Genomic DNA, 20555 nt, shown 5'->3' on the forward strand with positions numbered 1-20555 from the left:
TGCGGTCCTGGAATTCTAAGATGCCAGGACGGTTGTTGGCAACGGAAAAACGACACAAAGGCCGTTTTTCTTCCTGAAGTGTTAAGCAACAAACAACATTGTCCTGACTGCTTACATCAATTCCGACAAACAAGGGAGATGGCATAGGAAACACCTCCTTTCAAACAGGATGAGGATGTCTACGGTCCTGGGATGTCCCTGGGAAACCCATGAACGACAGCCTTGCGTGCTATTGGAATACACCGGAGGCCACCGGTGCACAAGCCTTCCTCTGCTGGCGGAAGGGGCGGCCGAACGGGAAACATTCAGCGTGTAGGTCTATACCATGGGGCCAGGGGAACACTCTTACTGTGGAAGAACCCTTCAAGAGGGGCAACAGGGGGAAACGGAACATTCCCTTGGTAGACATCCACCTATGGCTATTTTCCCAAAGACATCCCAGGACCGTAAAGAGATTTTGAGGATGTTTCATTTTCAAAAATAAAGAAGAGCAGCTTTGGTTGATTATGTTAATCAACTGGTCGCTACTCTTAATATACAAGGAGGATTTATCGTGAAAAAAAGCCAGGTTTCGCTTAGGGATAAGGATATTCTCGATCTGGAGAGCATGACGATCCAAGAGATGGAACTTGTTCTGGAAACAGCCAAAGAGATGAAAAACATCATCGACCGGGATATTAAGAAATTGCCTACGCTGCGCGGCAAGTCGATTATCAACCTTTTCTTTGAACCTAGCACCAGGACCAGGACCTCTTTTGAATTGGCCGGAAAATATCTTGGCGCCGACGTTGTGAATATAACGGCTAGCGCCAGCAGCGTCGTAAAAGGAGAAAGCCTGCGGGATACCCTGCTTACCGTGGAAGCTATGGGGGTGGATGTAATCGTCATGCGCCACGAAGCGGAAGGGTCGGCACACTTCGCAGCCAAAGTCGTAAAACCGGTAATAATCAACGCCGGGGACGGGGCTCATGCGCATCCTACTCAGGGACTGCTGGATATTTTCACAATCAGGGAAAAGAAGGGAAGAATAAAAGACTTAAAAGTTGCAATAATTGGGGACATCCTGCACAGTCGCGTAGCTCGCTCAAACATTGCCGGTCTTCTAAAGCTGGGGGCGGAGGTACATGTTGCCGGACCCGCGACACTGATGCCACGCGAAATCGCAAAATTGGGCGTAACTGTTCACACCAGGGTTGAAGATGCTTTGGAAAATGCGGACGTAGTTAACGTCCTGCGTATTCAGCGCGAACGCCAGCAAAAAGGACTCTTTCCCACCGCTCGGGAATATGCCCGTATATTCGGTATTAATGCCAGCCGATTGGCCCTGGCGAAGCCTGACGCGCTCTTGATGCACCCTGGTCCTATGAACAGGGGGCTTGAGATTGCACCGGATGTGGCGTATGGTGATCAGTCAGTTATTCAGCAGCAGGTAAAAAACGGCTTAGCGATACGGATGGCACTGCTCTTTTTAGTGCTGACAGGAGGGAAGAACATTGAAACTTCTGCTTAAAAACGGTCGGGTGATTAATCCGGCAGATGGTACCGATACTATCAAAGACATATTAATTGCAGAGGGCAAAATCGCTGCGATTGGCGAGGAACTTTCCGCTGACGGCGCGGAGTGTTTTAACGCCGCCGGATTGGTTGTTGCGCCCGGCTTTGTCGACATGCACACTCACTTGCGCGAACCAGGTCTTGAGGCGAAGGAAGATGTTGTTTCCGGTACAAATGCGGCGGCGGCCGGGGGTTTTACCACCATAGCCTGCATGCCGAATACCAAGCCGGTTGTTGATAATGCTATTTTGGTCGCCGGACTGATTCAGCGGGCGCAAGTCGAAGGGATTGTGAACCTAAAAGTTATCGGGGCCTTGAGTAAGGGCCAGGAAGGAAAGGAACTCGCAGAAATCGGCGATATGATTTTGGCTGGCGCCGTCGCCATTTCCGATGACGGCCATTATGTGGACAGCGCCAGGCTACTTAAAACAGCCCTTGAGTACACCGGAATGTTTGACAAACCAATTATATCCCATGCCGAAGATGAAAGCCTGGTCTCCGACGGATACATGCACGAAGGCGCCGTTTCCGCCATGCTGGGAATGAAGGGACGTCCCGCCGTTGCCGAAGATATAGCTGTCGCGCGGGATATCATGCTCGCCGAATATGTGGGCGCTCCCATTCACATCGCTCATGTGAGCACGAAAGGGGCGGTTGAACTTATCCGCCAGGCGAAAAATCGCGGAGTTAAGGTTACAGCGGAGGTAACGCCCCACCACCTGAGCCTTACGGATGAGGCAGTTAAGGGATTTGATACCGCTACAAAAGTTAATCCTCCGTTAAGGTCCCAAGAACACGTCGCCGCCTTAATCGAGGGCGTTAAAGACGGCACGATCGACGCAATTGCTACCGACCATGCCCCTCATGCCTATGAAGAAAAAGACATGGAGTACCGCTACGCCCCCAGTGGTTTTGCCGGGCTGGAAACGGCCCTGGGGGTAGTTTTGACAGCGCTGTATCATACAGGGCAGCTAAGCCTTATGGAGATTATCAGATTAATGGCTTATAATCCGGCGCGTATTCTGGGACTTGATGCCGGCGTCATCCGGGTTGGGGGCGCTGCTGATCTGACGATCTTTGATCCCGACCTGGATTGGATAGTAGACAGCAAAAAATTTTACACCAAAGGCAAACACACGCCGTTTGAGGGCAAGAAGCTTAAGGGCAAGGCAGTCGCAACTATCGTGGGAGGTAAAATAGTTATGAAGAACGGTAGGGTGATAAGGTGAAAGGCAAACTCATTTTAGAAGACGGTAGTGTTTTTTACGGGCAGTTGCTGAGTCCCTGTCAGGCCGTTGGTGAAGTCGTTTTTAACACTGGAATGACTGGATACCAGGAAATTCTCACAGACCCGTCGTACTGCGGACAAATCGTAACTCTGACATATCCATTAATTGGCAACTATGGAGTCGCCGCTATTTTCGATCAGTCCAGAAAGTCGTACGTCCGCGGGCTTATCGTTAGCGAGCTTTGCTTCCACCCGAGCAACTGGCGGGCTGAAGGCAGCCTAATTGATTATCTTCGTTCACGCAACATACCATGCCTTTACAATGTTGACACCAGGGCCGTAACAAGGAGAATCCGCGCGCAGGGCGCCATGAAAGGGATAATTGTTCCGGCGGATGCGCCTGAAGATGCAATTAAACGCCTTTTGGAAGCTCCGGCCGAAACCGATGTGGTAAGCGAAGTGACCACTGAGCGGATATACCGGATGCCAAACAGCGGTCCGCGTGTGGTCGTAGTCGATTACGGGGTAAAGCAAAATATTCTTAATTCCTTGTCCAGGATTGGCTGCGACCTTACGATTGTTCCTGCGACTACCAGCGCCGAAGATATCCTTATTCTTGACCCTGATGGCGTTTTTCTCTCAAATGGTCCGGGAGACCCCAAAGCAGTTCCTTATGCTATCAAAACAGTAAGAAAATTGATAGGCAGAAAACCAATTTTTGGCATTTGTCTTGGCCACCAATTGCTCGCGCTAGCCATGGGTGGCAATACCTATAAGCTGAAGTTCGGTCACCGTGGTTCTAACCATCCTGTCAAGGACATGTTTACAGGAAGAGTAACAATTACATCGCAGAACCACGGCTATGCAGTAGATGAACAGTCGTTGGCCGATCTGGATGTTATCGTTACCCACCGGGCAGTAAATGACGGAACGGTAGAAGGATTGAGACATAAAACGCTGCCGATTTTTTCGGTACAGTATCATCCCGAAGCGGCACCAGGTCCAGATGACAACACTTATCTGTTCAAAGAGTTTCTGGCTCTCTTAAGAGGAGGGAAATAGCATGCCGAAAAAGGCTTATCTAAAAAAAGTCATGGTAATAGGGTCTGGGCCAATTGTTATCGGACAGGCGGCGGAATTTGATTATGCGGGCACGCAAGCTTGTCAGGCCATAAGGGAAGAGGGTATTGGGGTTATCCTGGTAAACAGCAATCCGGCCACCATAATGACTGATGCCAATATTGCCGACCGTGTATATATCGAACCATTGACGCCTGACTTTCTGGAAGAAATAATCGCTAAGGAACGCCCTGACGGCCTTCTGGCGACGTTGGGCGGCCAGGTCGGGCTCAATCTTGCCGTCGAACTTGCTAAACAAGGTGTCTTGGCGAAATACGGCGTTGAATTGTTGGGCACTCCGCTCACGGCGATTAAGAAAGCGGAAGACCGGGAACTTTTTAAATTGACGATGGAGGAAATTGGTCAGCCTGTCCCGGAAAGCACTATTGTTTCCGACGTGGCGAGCGCCCGAAGTTTTGCTGAAACTATCGGGTATCCGCTTATTGTTCGACCGGCCTACACTCTCGGCGGAACAGGCGGGGGCATTGTCTACAATGAAGCTGAGCTCGTTGATGTAGTTACGCGGGGATTAAAATACAGCCTGATCGGTCAGGTGCTACTAGAGCGCAGTGTCGCCGGCTGGAAAGAGATCGAGTACGAAGTTATGCGCGACGCCGCCGACAACTGCATAACGGTCTGTAATATGGAGAATTTCGATCCGGTCGGCATCCACACAGGAGACAGTATTGTTGTTGCGCCGTCCCAAACGTTGAATGACTATGAATACCAAATGCTGCGCAGTGCAGCGCTGAAAATTATCCGTTCCCTGGGAATTGAGGGCGGGTGTAACGTCCAGTTCGCCCTTGACCCCAACAGCAGCAAGTATTATGTAATCGAAGTAAATCCTCGGGTAAGCCGTTCCAGCGCTCTTGCGTCAAAGGCAACGGGTTATCCGATTGCCAAGGTGGCAAGCAAAATTGCCATTGGCTACCACCTAGACGAGATCACCAATGCTGTGACCAAGAAAACAAAGGCCTGCTTTGAACCTGCCTTAGATTACGTAGTGGTAAAATTTCCCCGTTGGCCTTTCGATAAATTCAACTTTGCCGATCGTATTCTCGGAACGCAAATGAAAGCCACCGGCGAAGTCATGGCTATAGACAGGAGTTTTGAAGGCGCCCTGCTGAAGGCCGTGCGCTCTTTGGAAATCGGCCTGCATGGGTTGCATGTGCCGGAAATCGCTGCATTGACCACGGAAGATCTTCGCGCCAAGCTGAAACTGGCCAATGACGAGCGGTTGTTCGTCATCGCCGAAGGCTTGCGCCGCGGCATTACAGTGGATGAAATTCACCAAATTACCGGGATTGACCGCTTCTTCCTGGAGAAAATTCTCAACATTATTACCCTTGAAAAACGTATTCAGCGCGAGGGCTTGTCGCCTCAGCTGCTGGCGGCGGCCAAAAAGATGGCGCTTTCCGACAGGACTCTGGGGCACCTGACGGGAAAACTGCCTGAAGAGATCCGCGAGATGCGGCTGCGTCTTCAGATTCAGCCGTGTTACAAAATGGTCGATACCTGCGCCGCCGAATTTGAAGCCGTGACGCCGTATTATTATTCTACCTACGCCCAGGAAGACGAAGTGGAGACAACGGCAAAACGTAAAGTGCTAGTTCTCGGATCCGGTCCGATCAGAATCGGACAGGGAATTGAGTTTGACTACTGTTCTGTGCATTCTGTTTGGGCTCTGCGTGAAATGGGAATTGAATCGGTTATTATCAACAATAACCCGGAAACAGTCAGTACCGACTTTGATACATCCGACCGCCTTTACTTCGAACCGCTTACTGTCGAAGATGTTTTAAACGTACTTGACAAGGAAAAGTGTGAGGGAGTAATTGTCCAATTTGGCGGACAAACGGCGATAAACTTGGCAGGGCCGCTTGCCAAAGCAGGAGTGAAAATCCTTGGTACGAGCGTCGAGGATATCGATCGGGCGGAAGACCGGGAAAAGTTTGACCAGCTTTTAGAGAAGCTAAACATTCCGCGGCCGCGTGGCGCCAGTGTAACAAGTGTTGATCAAGCTATAACCAAAGCCCGGGAGATAGGATATCCCGTCGTTGTTCGTCCATCATACGTGCTTGGCGGACGGGCTATGGAAATTGTCGACAACGAAACCGAGCTTATCGAATATATGAATCATGCCGTTAAGGCGTCGGCTGCACACCCAGTTCTTATAGATCGGTATATGCAGGGCATTGAGATTGAGGTTGACGCTATTGCTGACGGTCAGGATGTTTTCATTCCGGGAATAATGGAACATATTGAACGGGCTGGCGTTCATTCCGGCGACAGCATCGCCGTCTATCCTCCCAAATCTCTCAGCAATGAAATGATTGATACAGTGGTTGATTATACTAGGCGTTTGGCTCTCGGGCTAAACGTGCGTGGTCTTATAAATATTCAGTATGTTATCTCCGGCGGTATGCTCTATGTCCTTGAGGTAAATCCCCGATCAAGCCGTACGGTCCCTTTCTTAAGCAAAGTTACCAATGTGCCCATGGTAAACATGGCGACAAAGGTGGCAATGGGTCAATCCCTTAAATCGCTGGGTTACCAAACAGGGCTGTTACCGCCGAAAGGTTATACAGCCGTAAAAGTCCCTGTTTTCTCCTTTGCCAAAATGCAGCAAGTCGATATTTCCCTAGGGCCGGAAATGAAATCCACCGGTGAGGTTATGGGTATTGATTATCACTATCCTCGCGCGCTTTATAAAGCTATTACCGCCGCGGGACTGCACATACCCAGGGAAGGTACTGTTTTGTTTACCGTGGCTGACAAAGACAAGGAAGAAGTAGGCGAAATTGCCAAGGTTTTTGCCGGAATGGGATACAAACTCGTGGCCACCGCCGGTACGGCGAAATATCTGCGAGCATTAGGCCTCGATGTTGAAACCGCCCATAAAGTGCGCGAACACCATCCCAATATTATTGACATGATCAAACAGGGTCAAATTAACATGGTTATCAATACGTTAACTCGTGGAAAAGAGCCGGAGCGGGACGGCTTTAAAATACGCCGGGCTACTGTGGAATATGCTATACCCTGTCTTACCTCTATTGATACCGCCCGTGAGGTTATGAACGCCCTGGCGGTCATGTCAGAACGCCGCATGGTGTATGTCCTGGCAATGCAAGATTACGTAGGCGATGGAGATGCTCTTGTCTAAAATTTCTGTTTTCCGCTATAGGAGCATAACTCAATAGTGGAGCAGCGGTCTCCGAACCATTGGTTGTGGGTTCGAGTCCTACTGCCCCTGTCGAAACAACATTACCCACGGAAAATGCTCTCCGTGGGTTTTTATATACAAAATTACTCATTTAGCTCTTGGGCTTTTACTTTCATCACTTCGTCCCGTAGGTTGTACCAAATCGTCTGATAGAGTTCGTTATAACGTGTACTGGTGCGGATAGTGGCAATATCGCGGGGACGTGGCAGATCAACATCGATAATTGTCTTGATTGCTCCCGGGTGAGCGGTCATTACCATGACGCGGTCGCCCAGACAAAGGGCTTCGTCAATACTATGGGTAATAAAAACCGTCGTTTTCCGGGTAAGTTCCCAAATTCTCAGCAGTTCCTGCTGCAAAATAATACGATTCTGTTCGTCGAGGGCGCCAAATGGTTCATCCATCAGTAATATTTCCGGGTCGTTGGCAAAAGCCCGGGCGACACTTACGCGTTGTTTCATGCCGCCTGACAGTTGGCAGGGATAGGAATGGGCAAATTTGGAAAGACCGATCATCCGGATATATCGCTCGGCAATTTCTTCACGGAGCTTCTTGCGGATACCCCGTATCCGCAAGCCGTAACTGACGTTTTCCATCACCGTCATCCATGGGAAAACTGATTGTTCTTGGAAGACCATCGAGTTGACGGGCCGGTTGGCATCGGTGGTTTTAACAATGACGTCGCCTTCACTGGCCGTTTCCAGTCCGGCTAAAATCCTGAGCAGTGTCGTCTTACCGCAGCCGCTTGGACCAACAATGCAAAAAAACTCGCCTTGGCCAATGGTCAGATTAATATTGTGGAGCGCCGTTATTTTGCCGGTTCGGGTATGAAATTCCTTGCTGACATTGCGAATTATGATACTATCGCTTCCATAAGGCATTTCCCCTGACCCCCTGTCAGCATTGTTGTTTCCACGGCAGGACCAAACGCTCAATGAAGTCAAGCAACAGTGAGAATAAATAACCGAGGACAGACAACATTATTAAGGCGACAAACATTTGCTCAATATCAAACATGTCGTAAGCCCGCCATATCATCCAGCCTACGCCGGCCTTGGCCGCCGACAGTTCGGCGGCGACAATAAGGATAAGGGCCATGCCCATGCCAAGTTTAAGCCCAGCGAATATCATCGGCAGCGCTCCGGGAAAAGCAACGGTGAGATAAAAATCTTTGCGGCTGGCGCCAAAGTTTTTAGCAACATCAATATAAATTTTGTCGATATTGAGTACGCCAGCCATGGTGTTAATGACAACAAGGTAAAAGACGCCAATTGCGATGGTAAATATTTTGGAGGCCTCACCTAAACCGAAAATCAGTAGAATAAGCGGCATAATCGCCAATTTCGGTATGGGATAGGTAGCAGCAATCATTGGTTCAATAGCCGAACGCAATATTGGCGACAGGCCCATGCTCATTCCCAGGACAATGCCGGGAATAGCCCCAGCCAGAAATCCCCAAAGGACGCGTTGAATACTTATAAGGGTGTTATATAACAGGTCGCCCGATAGCAGCAAGGGAAAAAAGGTTTGTAATATTTGGCTGGGGCTCGAAAACAACCGGGTATCAATTGCTTTAATCCGGGCCAGGAATTCCCACAGCAAGATGATGGTCAATGGCGATAGAACAGATAAGATGCGTATTATTAGGTTGCTGTGCGGCAGCTTTGCCATGCACCTCACCTCCCGGAAAATGTAAGTATCCTATAAAAGTTGATTATTTATATTTACCTAAAACGTTGACGGCAAAGTCAACAAAGCTGTTATCTACCGCGTCTTCCAGCTTAATATCCGATTTCAGCAGGTTGTTGGCCTTATACCATTCTAAATCCATAGCGATGCCTTTCATGCGGACATAGCCATCGGGGTTGAGTCCTGTCGGGAACATCTTATCGTAAAGGGCTGGATCCTTTACTACCGAATATTTGCATAGAATATCAACGATTTCGGCTTTATTTTTGTTTTTGCAGAAAGCGTCATTATAATCACGCAGCGCTTTGACATAGGCTGTCATAAATCGGTTAGCCACTTCGGGACGTTTCGTCATGCTGGTGCCAAATACGAGCAGGGCCGTTTGCGCATCAGGATCATAGTCTGAGGGATCTTTCCATGGGTCAAGAATTCCTTTAACCATTCCCTGGGTAACGAAGGGTTCAATCACCATGGCGGCATCAATACTCTTGTTGCCGAGGGATACCAGCATGTCGGGGAAGGCGCGGATTACTTGAAGATCAATATCTTTGGTGGTTAGGCCGCCTTTTTGCAGGACCCGTACGAGAGCAATTTCATCAAGGGATGCGGTGCCAACGATAGCAATTTTACGTCCGCGCAAGTCTTTATAATCCTTTATGGTATCAACAAGGTCCTTGCGGATGACAAGGCGGTAATAACCTTTCCCGGGAACGTTAATACCCTTGTCGGCTACAATTTTGACAGGGATGTCACGCGACATGGCATTGAATAGGCCTGATGCGGTGACGGTCGCACCGACGTCAAGTTGACCGGCGGCTAACTGGTTGATCATTTCTTGGCCGGAATTAAACTGAACAGGTTCGATTTTAATACCTAGGTCTTGGTAGTAACCTTTTGCCATGCCAATTAATATGCCGGCATCCGAAATTACCTGTTTCATGCCGACTTTGACGACTATCTCCTGGGGCAGGGGAGCGAGACTCGGCGCCCATGCCGGCCCTTTTTGCGGCGTCACCTGAGCGGCTGGATTTTGGCCGCAAGCCGTAATAAGCAGGGCCGCTACAATTAGGGCCACCAATGCTACCAGTAGACGTTTCTTCATTTAAATCCCTCCTAGCCTCTTAAAAACTACTTCATACTATTCAGGATGGCGACCAGAGGTTACCATGAAGCAGGTTTTTTTCAGTAGACACCGAAATAATTATTGTAAACAGGTGAGAGGGTAAAATATGGAGAAAACAATTCAACAGATAAATGAATGGCCTTTTTTACGGCAGTTGCCCGAAACGATGATGGATTTTCGGCTTGTCGTAGAACTCAAGCAGTGCGGAACTCAATACCGCATATTTACATACAGTAATTTAGATCGGCACCGGAAATTTTCGGCTCTTTATGACCAAACTACTAAAGAATTTTTTGTGCGTCTTGTCATTGGTTTAACGGAATTTTATGATATCCGTTTTATCGCTGGTGATCTCAATACGTTCGAAACCCTTTTAGCGGCCAACATGGAGCAGTCGCTGCGTAGTCTCGCCGGTTTTGACCAGACTTCGCTATGTAGTGTATTTCGGGCCAAGAAAATCATCGAGTGGCCTTTTGGCGGTCGACTCCCGGAGAAAGTAGCCGGATTTGATTTATTTATCCGTCCTACTGAGCCGGTTAGGGGGATTAACGGGTCATATATTATAATTGATTATAGCGATTTTGCCGCTGAAAGCAGTCTGCTTATCTTTTATAACATTTATCGCGATGAGTTTTTTGGCGAGCTGCGCGTGCGGCGAACGCCGCAGGTCGTAAGCGCTTTTGATGCCAAGACGCTTGCCGAACTAGAAGAAAACATTAAGGCTAATCTAGAGGGTACGCTGCAAAATTTAAGGAAACAGATTGAAGGTTAATTTAAATAAAAAATAGATATCTGATATCTGACCTATGTAGTTTTGGATTGGTGGTGCTATTAGACGAGGAGGCTGAAACATTGGCCAAAATACTTATTTGTGACGATTCTGCCTTTATGCGGATGATGTTGAAGAAAGTGCTCGTAGACCATGGCCATGAAGTGATAGGGGAAGCTAGCGACGGTAGACAGGCCGTTCAAATGTACCGGCAGTACCGGCCCGATCTTACGACAATGGATATAACAATGCCAAAAATGGATGGCATTGAAGCTGTCAGGCTTATTCATGAAGAAGATCCGCTCGCACGGATTATAATGGTAACGGCGGTTGGCCAGCGAAGTATTATCACGGATGCGTTAAAAGCCGGTGCATCAGATTTTATCGTAAAGCCTTTTGTTCCTAGTCAGGTTGTGGAGGCTATTAATAAAGTGTTGGCATCACGGTTTTTCACAGAATCACTTGACAATAACAGCAAAAAGGGATAATATATTATCCGCAGTAAGGTTGCGGATAAGCAGAACATAAAAATAGGTATTGACAGTAACTTTTCTGATGTTATATAATAAATAGTGCGATTGTATTGTGGCCCCGTGGTGTAGTGGTTAACATGCCGCCCTGTCACGGCGGAGATCGTGGGTTCAAGTCCCATCGGGGTCGCCATCTTAATGCCTCGGTAGCTCAGTTGGTAGAGCAGAGGACTGAAAATCCTCGTGTCGGCAGTTCGATTCTGCCCTGAGGCACCATCGGGCGGAAGTAGCTCAGTGGTAGAGCATCGCCTTGCCAAGGCGAGGGTCGCGGGTTCGAATCCCGTTTTCCGCTCCATACTATGGCGGCATAGCCAAGTGGTAAGGCAGAGGTCTGCAAAACCTTTATTCCCCAGTTCGAATCTGGGTGCCGCCTCCAAACAGCAAAAAACTCCAGTCCGTTACGGACTGGAGTTTTTTGTTTATATCAGTAAATGTAAAATATAGATTGTGAGGGCTACCTGACTGGTAGCCCTTTTTTGTAAACTGTTGTCCTATTCTAGAATGTTATAGTGATTTATCATTAAGTTTTACATTTTGTATGTATTTTGTGTACACTGTTGTTTTTTGTAGCAGGATTAATGAATTTTATGCCGAATGCAATTACAGAAACATAAGTATATATTCCCCAAAAAGGCAATGAGGTGATTTAATTGATTAGCGACGAAGTCAAAAAGGGCTCTACCCGGGCCGCACACCGCTCCTTATTTTATGCTATGGGCTATACGCCGGAAGATCTGGCTAAGCCGCTGATCGGCATCGTGAACGCCCAAAACGAAATTATTCCCGGGCATATTCATCTTGATACCATTGCCGAGGCCGTAAAGCATGGCGTAATTGCTGCCGGTGGTACGCCTGTAGAATTTCCCGCCATTGGTATTTGCGACGGAATCGCCATGGGCCATGAAGGAATGAAGTATCCTCTGGCCAGTCGTGAATTGATTGCCGACAGCATCGAAGCTATGACTATTGCTCACAAATTTGACGGGTTAGTACTAATTCCGAACTGCGATAAGATTGTTCCCGGCATGCTTATGGCTGCGGCGCGCCTCAACATTCCGGCTATTGTTGTCAGCGGCGGTCCAATGCTGGCCGGACGCTACAACGGGCGTGACATTAGCGTAAGTAATATGTTTGAAGCAGCCGGTCTGTATGAGTCGCAGCAGATTACCGCCCAGGAGCTTCATGAGATGGAGATGGCCGCCTGTCCAGGGTGTGGTTCCTGCGCCGGCATGTTCACTGCCAACACTATGAACTGTATGACGGAAGTATTGGGAATGGGGCTGCCTGGCAACGGGACAATTCCCGCCGCTAATTTCGGCGCGAGACGGATGCTTGCGAAAGAAGCGGGTAAACGGATAATGGAACTTGTCCGTCAGAATATCCGGCCGCGCGACATAATGACGTTGGAAGCTTTCAAAAACGCAATTACTGTGGATATGGGCATCGGTGGCTCTACTAACACGGTCTTGCACCTGCCGGCGATTGCTTATGAAGCTGGCATTACTTTAGAGCTGGAACTATTTGATGAAATTAGCAGTAGGACGCCTTACATCACGAAACTTAGCCCGGCTGGAACGCACCACATCCAGGATCTACATGAAGCGGGCGGTATTCCTGCTGTCATGAAAGAACTTAGTAAACTGGGTCTTATTAATACACAAATCCTGACGGTTAATGGTCGGACCGTAGGCGAAAATATTGCCAATGCGGCAGTTAAACGGCCAGATGTCATTCGCAGTGTAGAAAACCCCTACCGTAAGACAGGCGGTATTGCTATTCTCCGCGGAAATATTGCGCCAGACGGGGCGGTTGTTAAAGAAAGTGCCGTAGCTGAGGATATGCTGCGCCACAGTGGTCCGGCACGAGTTTTTAACTCGGAAGAGGAAGCGATTGCCGCCTTAATTGACAAACGGATTAATAAAGGCGATGTGGTTATTATCCGGTATGAAGGCCCCAAAGGTGGCCCTGGCATGCGGGAAATGCTTAATCCGACAGCCGTAATTGCTGGTATGGGTCTTGATAAAGATGTAGCATTGCTCACTGATGGCCGGTTTTCCGGTGCATCGCGCGGTGCCGCTATCGGACATATTTCGCCTGAGGCCGCCGAAGGCGGTAATCTGGCCCTGATTGAAGAAGGGGACATTATTGAGATCGACATTCCGGCGCGCAAACTGAACGTGCGGCTTAGCGACGAGGAATTGGCCCGTAGGCGCGCTGCCTGGGTCAGACCCGAACCTAAAGTGACAACTGGCTATCTGGCCCGGTATGCCAAACTGGTAACATCGGCCAGTACGGGTGCTGTTCTTAAATAGATAAGGGTGGTGGAGAATGAATACCTTAGAACGGGTTGTAAAATTCCTGAGTGATTATTTTGCTCTTTTGGTAATTGCAGCTGCCGCTCTTGCTTTTAGTAATCCGGCGCCATTTAAAAGAATTGCCCCTCACATTCCGCTGCTCCTGGGCTTAGTAATGTTAGGCATGGGCCTAACACTGACCAAAAATGACTTTGTGGCTGTGTTTGAACGCCCGCGCGACGTTGTTATCGGTATATTGTTACAATTCATTATTATGCCCCTGCTAGGGGTGCTGATTGCCTCTGTTATCGGTATGAACCCTGACTTAGCGGCCGGCTTTATTCTTGTTGGCTGCGTTCCGAGCGGGACGGCTTCCAATGTTATGACTTACCTGGCTAAAGGCGATGTTGCTCTATCGGTCACGGTAAGCTCCATTACCACACTTATTGCGCCGTTTGTGACGCCTTATCTCTTTCTCTGGTTAGGTGGTAAATATATTCCGGTTAATGCCACCGCTTTATTGATTGATATCATGAAAATCGTGCTGCTACCTATCGTCACAGGGGTAGTCATCCGGCAACTTTTGGGGTCGGCTGTCCAAAAGTTTATTAAAGTCGTACCCCTGATTTCCGTACTTGCTATCATTGCGATTGTAGCCGCCGTTGTCGCTGCCAGCGCGCAGCGTCTTGCCTCAGTAGCAGGATTGGTCATCGTTGGTGTTATGCTACATAACTTGTGCGGCTATCTGTTAGCCTATATGGTAGCGCGCAAAGTTTGCGGCATGAGCGAGTATAAGGCTAAGGCGATATCTTTTGAAGTTGGCATGCAAAACTCCGGTCTGGGCGCGGCTTTGGCCATGGTACACTTGTCACCTGTTGCCGCGCTACCCAGCGCAATCTTCAGTGTGTGGCACAACATTTCCGGACCGGCCTTAGCTTCTTGGTGGGCAAGACGGGCCGGCAAGCAGCCGGGGGAAACGCCGGATGCCAAGGCAGGGGTGTGATTGACCTTCTTTTATCGGCCGGCATTTTATCGCTGCTAGTAGCTTGATAAATGTTGTTATTTAAGCTATAATAATCATTGTTATAATAAGTGCCGGGGTGGCGGAACTGGCAGACGCAAGGGACTTAAAATCCCTCGGGTGGTAACACCCGTACCGGTTCGATTCCGGTCCTCGGCACCACCGATTTTTTGGTAAAAAATTTACTTCCCTCTAGACAAAAAGAAAAACTTTGTTATAATAAAATTATAAGAATAACTCGAGTCAATGGAGACTCCCCTGTACGTAGTTGCAGGGGAGTTTTGTCTTATTTTGTATTGACACGAGTGGTATGTATCAAACTAAAGGTAGAGGTGAAGCATGATGGTTAAAAAAGATTTACTGTATGTGGTTCCGGCGGGAAAACTTAGCAAAGAAGAAATTCTAGCTCTCCTTCGGGAGCATCCGGAAATTAAATTTGCTTCTCTGGTAGGCATTGACCTGGCAGGCAATGATACGGATGAAAAAATTCCCATTAAGTTTTTATTAGAAAATATGGACGACTTTTTCAATGGGACGGCTGTGCAAACAGATGGCTCTTCCGTAGTGTTAACCGGTATTGCCACTCTCAATAACGCAAAAGTTGATATGGTAGCCGACCCCAATGCCAATTGGTTTGTTGACTACAACTTTCAACATATTGACGAAGAAACTGGCAAGCCGATCGGAACTTTGCGCATCCCGTCCTTCCTTGTTCATAATGGCGTGCGGGTTGACTCGCGCTCAATTTTGGCCACTGGTTTGGAATATGTGAAAACCGAGCTCATGAAACTATTTGGTAAGTATAAGCATATTCCCGGCTTAGAACATATCAATGTCGACGAAATCGATGACATTATCTTTACGGCAGCCACTGAACTTGAGTTTTGGGTTAAGACACCGGCCAATAAAGCACAGGTTGAGGAGCTGCGCGCATCGCAGGTCATGCAGGAGCAATACTGGCAACGCACGCGCGGTGAAGTCCGTACTGCTTTGGAACAGGCATTACTGTTACTTGCCAACTATGGCCTTGAGCCGGAAATGGGGCATAAGGAAGTCGGTGGCGTCAAGGCTAAAATCGATGAAACAGGGCACCTCAGCCATGTTATGGAGCAGTTAGAGATTGACTGGCGCTATTCTACAGCTATGCAAACTGCAGATAATGAACTGCAAGCCCGTATTGTGATCCGGGAAGTTTTCCGAGCCAATGGTTTAGATGTTACGTTTAAGGCTAAGCCAATTATTGGTGTTGCGGGTAATGGCGAACACACCCATATTGGTATGGCCGCTAGGCTAAAATCGGGTAAGATTGTCAACCTTTTTGCTCCGTCTGACATGAAGAAAGACTTTTTAAGCGCTATTGGCTATGGCGCCATCATGGGGCTGCTGAAGAACTACGAGGTAGTTAATCCTTTCGTTTCGGCGACCAATGACTCTTTAAACCGGCTTAAGCCTGGTTTTGAGGCACCTGTATGCATTGTTACTTCGCTTGGTCATTCGCCGGAAGTTCCGTCGCGTAACCGGACCATTCTTGCCGGTCTCGTTCGCGATGTTACTAATCCGCTGGCTACGCGTTTTGAAGTACGGTCACCCAACCCTTACACTAATACTTATATTGCCATTGCTGCTTTTTACATCACCATGCTGGATGGGATCAAGGCTGCTCTAGAATCGGGTAGATCACTGAAAGAACTGGAAGCCGAACTTTCAAAAGATGCAGGTGTACCTGGCTTTTATCTTGAAACTGACCGGGCGTATCGCAGTGAGCATGATGTCTTTGACGATTATTCACCGGAAGAGCGCGACCGTCTCTTTGGTAAACCGCCGGCCACTGTTTGGGAAAATATGCAAAACCTGACCAAGTATCCGGAAAAATTAGCCGTTCTCAAGGCAAGCAACGCTTTTCGTCAGGAAATTATCGACGCTTTCAAGGCAGCAGCATTGCTGCGGTGGCGGACCGAGCTTATCAATCGCATAATCCCGGATAATCTCGAAATTGTTAAAGAATGCAAGTGTCTCCATGATGCCACCAATGCCAGTGATTATGATATGTATATGTGGGAAAAAATCAATAGCCTACGGCTATATCTGGCCAAAGATTCCATAGCCCACAAGTCGCTGTTTAGTCGCATAAAAGAAGCTATCCAAGCTGGCGATTATGATACTGCCTCTGATCTTCAGATCGAAATGTCCGAGCGGATGACTGAGTTGCAAAACCTCTACTCCCAATACAAAAAAAATATGATTCATGACTGCTAATAAAATTTAGCATCCAGTAGACAATAAAAACTGACCGCTTGTTTGGCGGTCAGTTTTTATTGTCTGCGAAAGGGATTATTAGTCAATAAGGTTAATTGTATAAAAGCAAGAGGTGATGTCTGCTGCAGCATTTACTTTTTTTGTATCCTTTTCTTCGCAAGATATGGCAGCGCTATTGTTTGGGCCTTATCTTTTTGGTGATTGCCGATCTCCTGCAACTATATATTCCCCGCCTGATTGGCAACGCTATCGATCATCTTGCTACCACAGACAACGCTTTAAACCGTGACCTTATACTGCTGGGAGTCGTTACGGCCGCTATTGCCTTGTTTCGGTATTTGTACCGGGAAGGGATTATGGGGAGCGCCCGGCTTTTAGAATTTTACCTGCGCGAACAGTTGTATCGGCATGCCTTGCGTTTACCGATGGATTATTATGATCGGCATGGTCCGGCGCAGGTTATGGCGTTGACTACCAACGATATTTCCGCAGTGCGGGTTGCCGTTGGGCTTGGCAGCATGTTGCTCGTTGATGCCGTTATTATGGGCGTAGTGGCATTCATGGTGATGGGCAGTCATATTCATTGGGGGTTAACTGTATTGGCCGTTCTTCCGTTACCAGTTATTTTAATGATTGCAACCTGGATGGGGGATACGGTACACCGGCGGTTTCGGGCTGTTCAGGAACAGTTTGCCGCCTTGACGGAGTTTTCCCAGGAAATATTGTCCGGATTGCAGGTTATTAAAGGTTTTGCTGCGGAGCAAAGAGCGGCGGCAAAATTTAAAACCGAGAGTGAGAAAGTGTTGGCTATTAATCTGGCGATGGCCAAGTTGCAGGCGGCGTATATACCGCTTACGCATCTGGCGCCGCTTGCGAGTTATGCCGTAGCCCTATATGTTGGCGGCTTATTGCTTATCGAAGGCACCATTACTGTTGGCGAGTTTACCGCTTTTATTGGTTATTTAGGACTTATTATCTGGCCAGTCATGGGGCTTGGCTATTTAATCAACATTATCCAGCGTGGCACGGCGTCGTTAATCCGGCTGGTCAATATTCTGACAGAACGAACCGACGAATGTTACGCCGAAGCAGCAGTACCTGATTTGCGTAACAGTGCCATTGAAATCGTAAATTTATCATTCCGGTATAGATTATCGGAAAAACCGGCTTTGCAAAATTTTTCGCTAATAGTGCCGCCCGGCAAGATGGTTGGTATTGTCGGACCTACCGGCGCCGGTAAATCTACACTGCTCAAATTGCTCCTTCGCCTATACGAACCGCCGGTTGGTACCATATATATCGGCGGCCGGGAAATACATGAGCTGAACTGTTCGGGTTTGCGGCAGGCTTTCGGCTATGTTCCGCAGGAAAACATCCTATTCGCTCGGTCGGTAGGGGACAATATCGGCTTTGATAAGGCTTATCCGCGAACAGAGATTGAGGATGCGGCCAGGAAAGCTGTTGTAAAAGAAGCTATTGACAAAAAAATCTTCGGGTTCGAAACACTGTTAGCAGAAAGGGGCAGAGTTCTTTCCGGCGGGCAGCAACAGCGTATCAGTATTGCCCGAGCCCTTATTAAAAAGCCGCCGGTATTGCTGCTTGACGATATTTTTTCCGCCCTTGATTACCAGACCCAGGCCGAACTGCTCGCTAATTTACGAGAAATAATTCAAGGTTGCACCACTATCCTGGTTTCTCAGCGGGTTAAGGTGGTAAAAGATGCCGATTTAATTGTCGTCATTGACAAAGGTTGCATAGTGGAACAAGGTACCCATCAAGAGTTGGTTGCCAGGAATGGGCTATACCGTCGGCTTTATGAACAACAAACGGATTTTGGTGATATAGAATGAGCATGTACTTTCGCGGAAAAGACTATGATACCACTGGCAGCGCCCGGCGAATCGACGAAAGAATGCTCCGACTACTATGGCTTTATGCCCGGCCGTTCAAAGGATTATTCGCGGCGGCGCTGCTGGTAATGCTATTAGGAACGGCTGCTGACCTTGTCCGCCCATACCTATTAAAAATAGCCATTGATGAACAGGTTGCTGTTAAGGATGCGACAGGTCTTATGCGTACTGCTGGTATTTATTTGGCTACCATTATTGCCGGCGCTTTGTTAGCATATGGACAGGCTTATCTTCTTCAGTATATCGGACAACAGATTATCTTTGATATCAGGCAAAAAGTTTTTCGCCGGTTAATTGATCAGCCGTACCAGGAAGCGGCGGAACAGTCGGTAGGTCGGATGGTGACAAGGGTTACTAATGACATAGAAGCCCTCCGGGATCTATATACTGATGTGTTAGTGGCTTTTGCCAGCGACAGTATCGTTCTGGTCGGCATCATTATCGCCATGTTGGTCATGGACTGGCAACTGGCTTTGGTATCTTTTACGGTTATTCCATTGATGTTTGTTTTGGCGACAACTTATCAAAAGTTTGCCCGCCAGGCCTATCGGCTGGTCCGCGAGCGGACGGCAGCCATTAATACCTTTATTCAGGAAACATTAAACGGTATTCTCGTCGTCAAAGCCTTCGCCCGTTTTTCTCGGACAGAGCAGGAATATGACGTCCTAAACCGGGATTATCTGGGGGCAGGGCTAAAAGAAATGCGAAGCTTTGCAATATTTCGGCCATTAGTAGAAGTTATTTATACTATTGCAATCATTTTGGTGCTGTGGTCGAGCGGTTGGCAAAAGGCAGGAAGTGTTGATGTTGGGGTAGTCATCGCTTTTTTGCGGTATGTGGAAAAATTTTTCGGGCCAATCAAAGATTTGTCGGAAAAGTATAATCTGCTGCAGTCTGCGGTCGCTGCTGCCGAACGGGTGTATGACCTGTTGACTGACAAAGCATCGGTAAAGGATCAAGGTAAGTATAAATACGAAAGCGAAGTGGCTATTTCCGGGCGCATTACTTTTGAAAACGTCTGGTTTGCCTATCAGGAGCCGGAGTGGGTGCTGCGCGGCCTGTCTTTTGAAATTGCACCGGGCGAATTTGTTGGCATTGCCGGTCTGTCTGGATCAGGGAAAACAACCATCCTGCGGTTACTGCTACGGTTTTATGAACCGCAACGCGGACGGATTACCATTGATGGTATTGATATTAAAGATATCCATCCCATTCTGCTGCGTAAGAAAATTGGAGCGGTATTTCAGGAGGTGCATGTTTTTAAGGGGACAGTGGCCGACAACATCAGTCTATATGATACGGCCATGGCAACGGAGCAGATTATTTGGGCGGCGAGGATGGCCAACCTGGACCGTTTTGTGGAGGAGCTGCCGCACAAATATGATACTGAAGTAGGGTACCAAGGTGCATTGCTATCAGCAGGACAGCGGCAGTTGTTATCTTTGGCCAGAGCATTGGCCGTCCGGCCTGATATTTTGGTTTTAGATGAAGCGACATCAAGTGTTGACAGCCAAACCGAGGCTTTGATTCAAAACGCTCTTGAAAAGATTGGGCAAAAACGCAGTATGCTGGTTATTGCCCATCGTCTTTCGACAATCCGGCGGGCCGATAAAATTCTCATTTTACACAAAGGCCGGGTTGCAGAAGAAGGCACTCACGAAACTTTGATGGCCAGGCGTGGTTTTTATTATCGGCTTTATTGCAGTCAATAGTTTTTTTGGAGAGTCTAGGTTTACTGTTTTCCGTTTGGTTAGCACGATTTTAGATACAAGTTGTGGCCCAATCTCTTGCCAAATTAAAGAAGTTTCGTACAATTATAGGTAGATTATTCTTGCT

The 20555-nt window shown here is 48.1% G+C and carries 14 protein-coding genes and 5 tRNA genes; 16 read left to right on the plus strand and 3 right to left on the minus strand.

Translation table 11 applies throughout. The features are described from left to right. Positions 1–553 precede the first annotated feature (553 nt). Genes TCARDRAFT_RS11995 through carB form a run of 4 tightly spaced genes read left to right on the plus strand, consistent with a single transcriptional unit; the run spans position 554 to position 7067 of the window. A complete protein-coding gene (locus TCARDRAFT_RS11995; RefSeq protein WP_007290256.1) occupies positions 554–1510 on the plus strand; it encodes an aspartate carbamoyltransferase catalytic subunit in 957 nt (318 codons plus the stop codon). Next, positions 1494–2783 carry a dihydroorotase gene (locus tag TCARDRAFT_RS12000; RefSeq protein WP_007290257.1) on the plus strand — a complete coding sequence of 430 codons (1290 nt, stop codon included), beginning with the start codon at positions 1494–1496 and terminating at the stop codon, positions 2781–2783. Before TCARDRAFT_RS11995 ends, TCARDRAFT_RS12000 begins: the two co-directional genes overlap by 17 nt. Then, the gene (gene carA, locus TCARDRAFT_RS12005; protein ID WP_007290258.1) at positions 2780–3844 is read left to right on the plus strand and encodes a glutamine-hydrolyzing carbamoyl-phosphate synthase small subunit; all 1065 of its coding nucleotides are present in this window, start codon (positions 2780–2782) and stop codon (positions 3842–3844) included. The genes TCARDRAFT_RS12000 and carA overlap by 4 nt, the downstream gene beginning before the upstream one ends. Before the next feature lies 1 nt (position 3845). Further along, on the plus strand, positions 3846–7067 hold the full coding sequence (gene carB / locus TCARDRAFT_RS12010) for a carbamoyl-phosphate synthase large subunit (protein ID WP_007290259.1): 3222 nt from the start codon (positions 3846–3848) through the stop codon (positions 7065–7067). A gap of 143 nt (positions 7068–7210) precedes the next feature. Here the strand turns inward: carB and TCARDRAFT_RS12020 are convergent, their stop codons facing one another. Genes TCARDRAFT_RS12020 through TCARDRAFT_RS12030 form a run of 3 tightly spaced genes read right to left on the minus strand, consistent with a single transcriptional unit; the run spans position 7211 to position 9918 of the window. Beyond that, a complete protein-coding gene (locus TCARDRAFT_RS12020) occupies positions 7211–8008 on the minus strand; it encodes an ABC transporter ATP-binding protein (protein WP_007290260.1) in 798 nt (265 codons plus the stop codon). Between the two features lie 16 nt (positions 8009–8024). Beyond that, a complete protein-coding gene (locus tag TCARDRAFT_RS12025; RefSeq protein ID WP_007290261.1) occupies positions 8025–8798 on the minus strand; it encodes an ABC transporter permease in 774 nt (257 codons plus the stop codon). Positions 8799–8841: 43 nt separating this feature from the next. After that, positions 8842–9918 (minus strand): ABC transporter substrate-binding protein, encoded by a 1077-nt coding sequence (locus TCARDRAFT_RS12030; protein ID WP_007290262.1) that lies wholly within the window; start codon positions 9916–9918, stop codon positions 8842–8844. A 127-nt stretch (positions 9919–10045) separates the two neighbouring features. Here TCARDRAFT_RS12030 and TCARDRAFT_RS12035 point away from each other — a divergent pair, with 127 nt between their 5' ends. The 12 genes from TCARDRAFT_RS12035 (at position 10046) to TCARDRAFT_RS12090 (ending at position 20431) form a co-directional block, all read left to right on the plus strand. After that, positions 10046–10711, plus strand: a complete 666-nt coding sequence (locus TCARDRAFT_RS12035) for a hypothetical protein (RefSeq protein WP_007290263.1) — start codon at positions 10046–10048, stop codon at positions 10709–10711. Between the two features lie 80 nt (positions 10712–10791). Beyond that, positions 10792–11196: a response regulator gene (locus TCARDRAFT_RS12040; protein ID WP_050769638.1), complete on the plus strand. Its 405-nt coding sequence runs from the start codon at positions 10792–10794 to the stop codon at positions 11194–11196. A gap of 99 nt (positions 11197–11295) precedes the next feature. Beyond that, positions 11296–11371, plus strand: a tRNA-Asp gene (locus TCARDRAFT_RS12045). 7 nt (positions 11372–11378) lie between these two features. Next, a tRNA-Phe gene (locus TCARDRAFT_RS12050) sits at positions 11379–11454 on the plus strand. Positions 11455–11458: 4 nt separating this feature from the next. Next, positions 11459–11533, plus strand: a tRNA-Gly gene (locus TCARDRAFT_RS12055). A gap of 6 nt (positions 11534–11539) precedes the next feature. After that, positions 11540–11614 (plus strand) — tRNA-Cys (locus tag TCARDRAFT_RS12060). Between the two features lie 274 nt (positions 11615–11888). After that, positions 11889–13550: a dihydroxy-acid dehydratase gene (ilvD, locus tag TCARDRAFT_RS12065; RefSeq protein ID WP_007290265.1), complete on the plus strand. Its 1662-nt coding sequence runs from the start codon at positions 11889–11891 to the stop codon at positions 13548–13550. A gap of 16 nt (positions 13551–13566) precedes the next feature. Next, complete coding sequence (locus TCARDRAFT_RS12070) at positions 13567–14535, plus strand: bile acid:sodium symporter family protein (protein WP_007290266.1); 969 nt, start codon at positions 13567–13569, stop codon at positions 14533–14535. A gap of 91 nt (positions 14536–14626) precedes the next feature. Continuing rightward, a tRNA-Leu gene (locus TCARDRAFT_RS12075) sits at positions 14627–14715 on the plus strand. 180 nt (positions 14716–14895) lie between these two features. After that, a complete protein-coding gene (locus TCARDRAFT_RS12080; protein ID WP_007290267.1) occupies positions 14896–16809 on the plus strand; it encodes a type I glutamate--ammonia ligase in 1914 nt (637 codons plus the stop codon). 179 nt (positions 16810–16988) lie between these two features. Next, entirely contained in the window at positions 16989–18659 is a 1671-nt protein-coding gene (locus tag TCARDRAFT_RS12085) for an ABC transporter ATP-binding protein (protein WP_232199129.1), read from the plus strand. Continuing rightward, a complete protein-coding gene (locus TCARDRAFT_RS12090; RefSeq protein ID WP_007290269.1) occupies positions 18656–20431 on the plus strand; it encodes an ABC transporter ATP-binding protein in 1776 nt (591 codons plus the stop codon). The genes TCARDRAFT_RS12085 and TCARDRAFT_RS12090 overlap by 4 nt, the downstream gene beginning before the upstream one ends. The last annotated feature ends 124 nt before the right edge of the window (positions 20432–20555 follow it).

The sequence above is a fragment of the Thermosinus carboxydivorans Nor1 genome (assembly GCF_000169155.1).
GTDB lineage: Bacteria > Bacillota > Negativicutes > Sporomusales > Thermosinaceae > Thermosinus > Thermosinus carboxydivorans.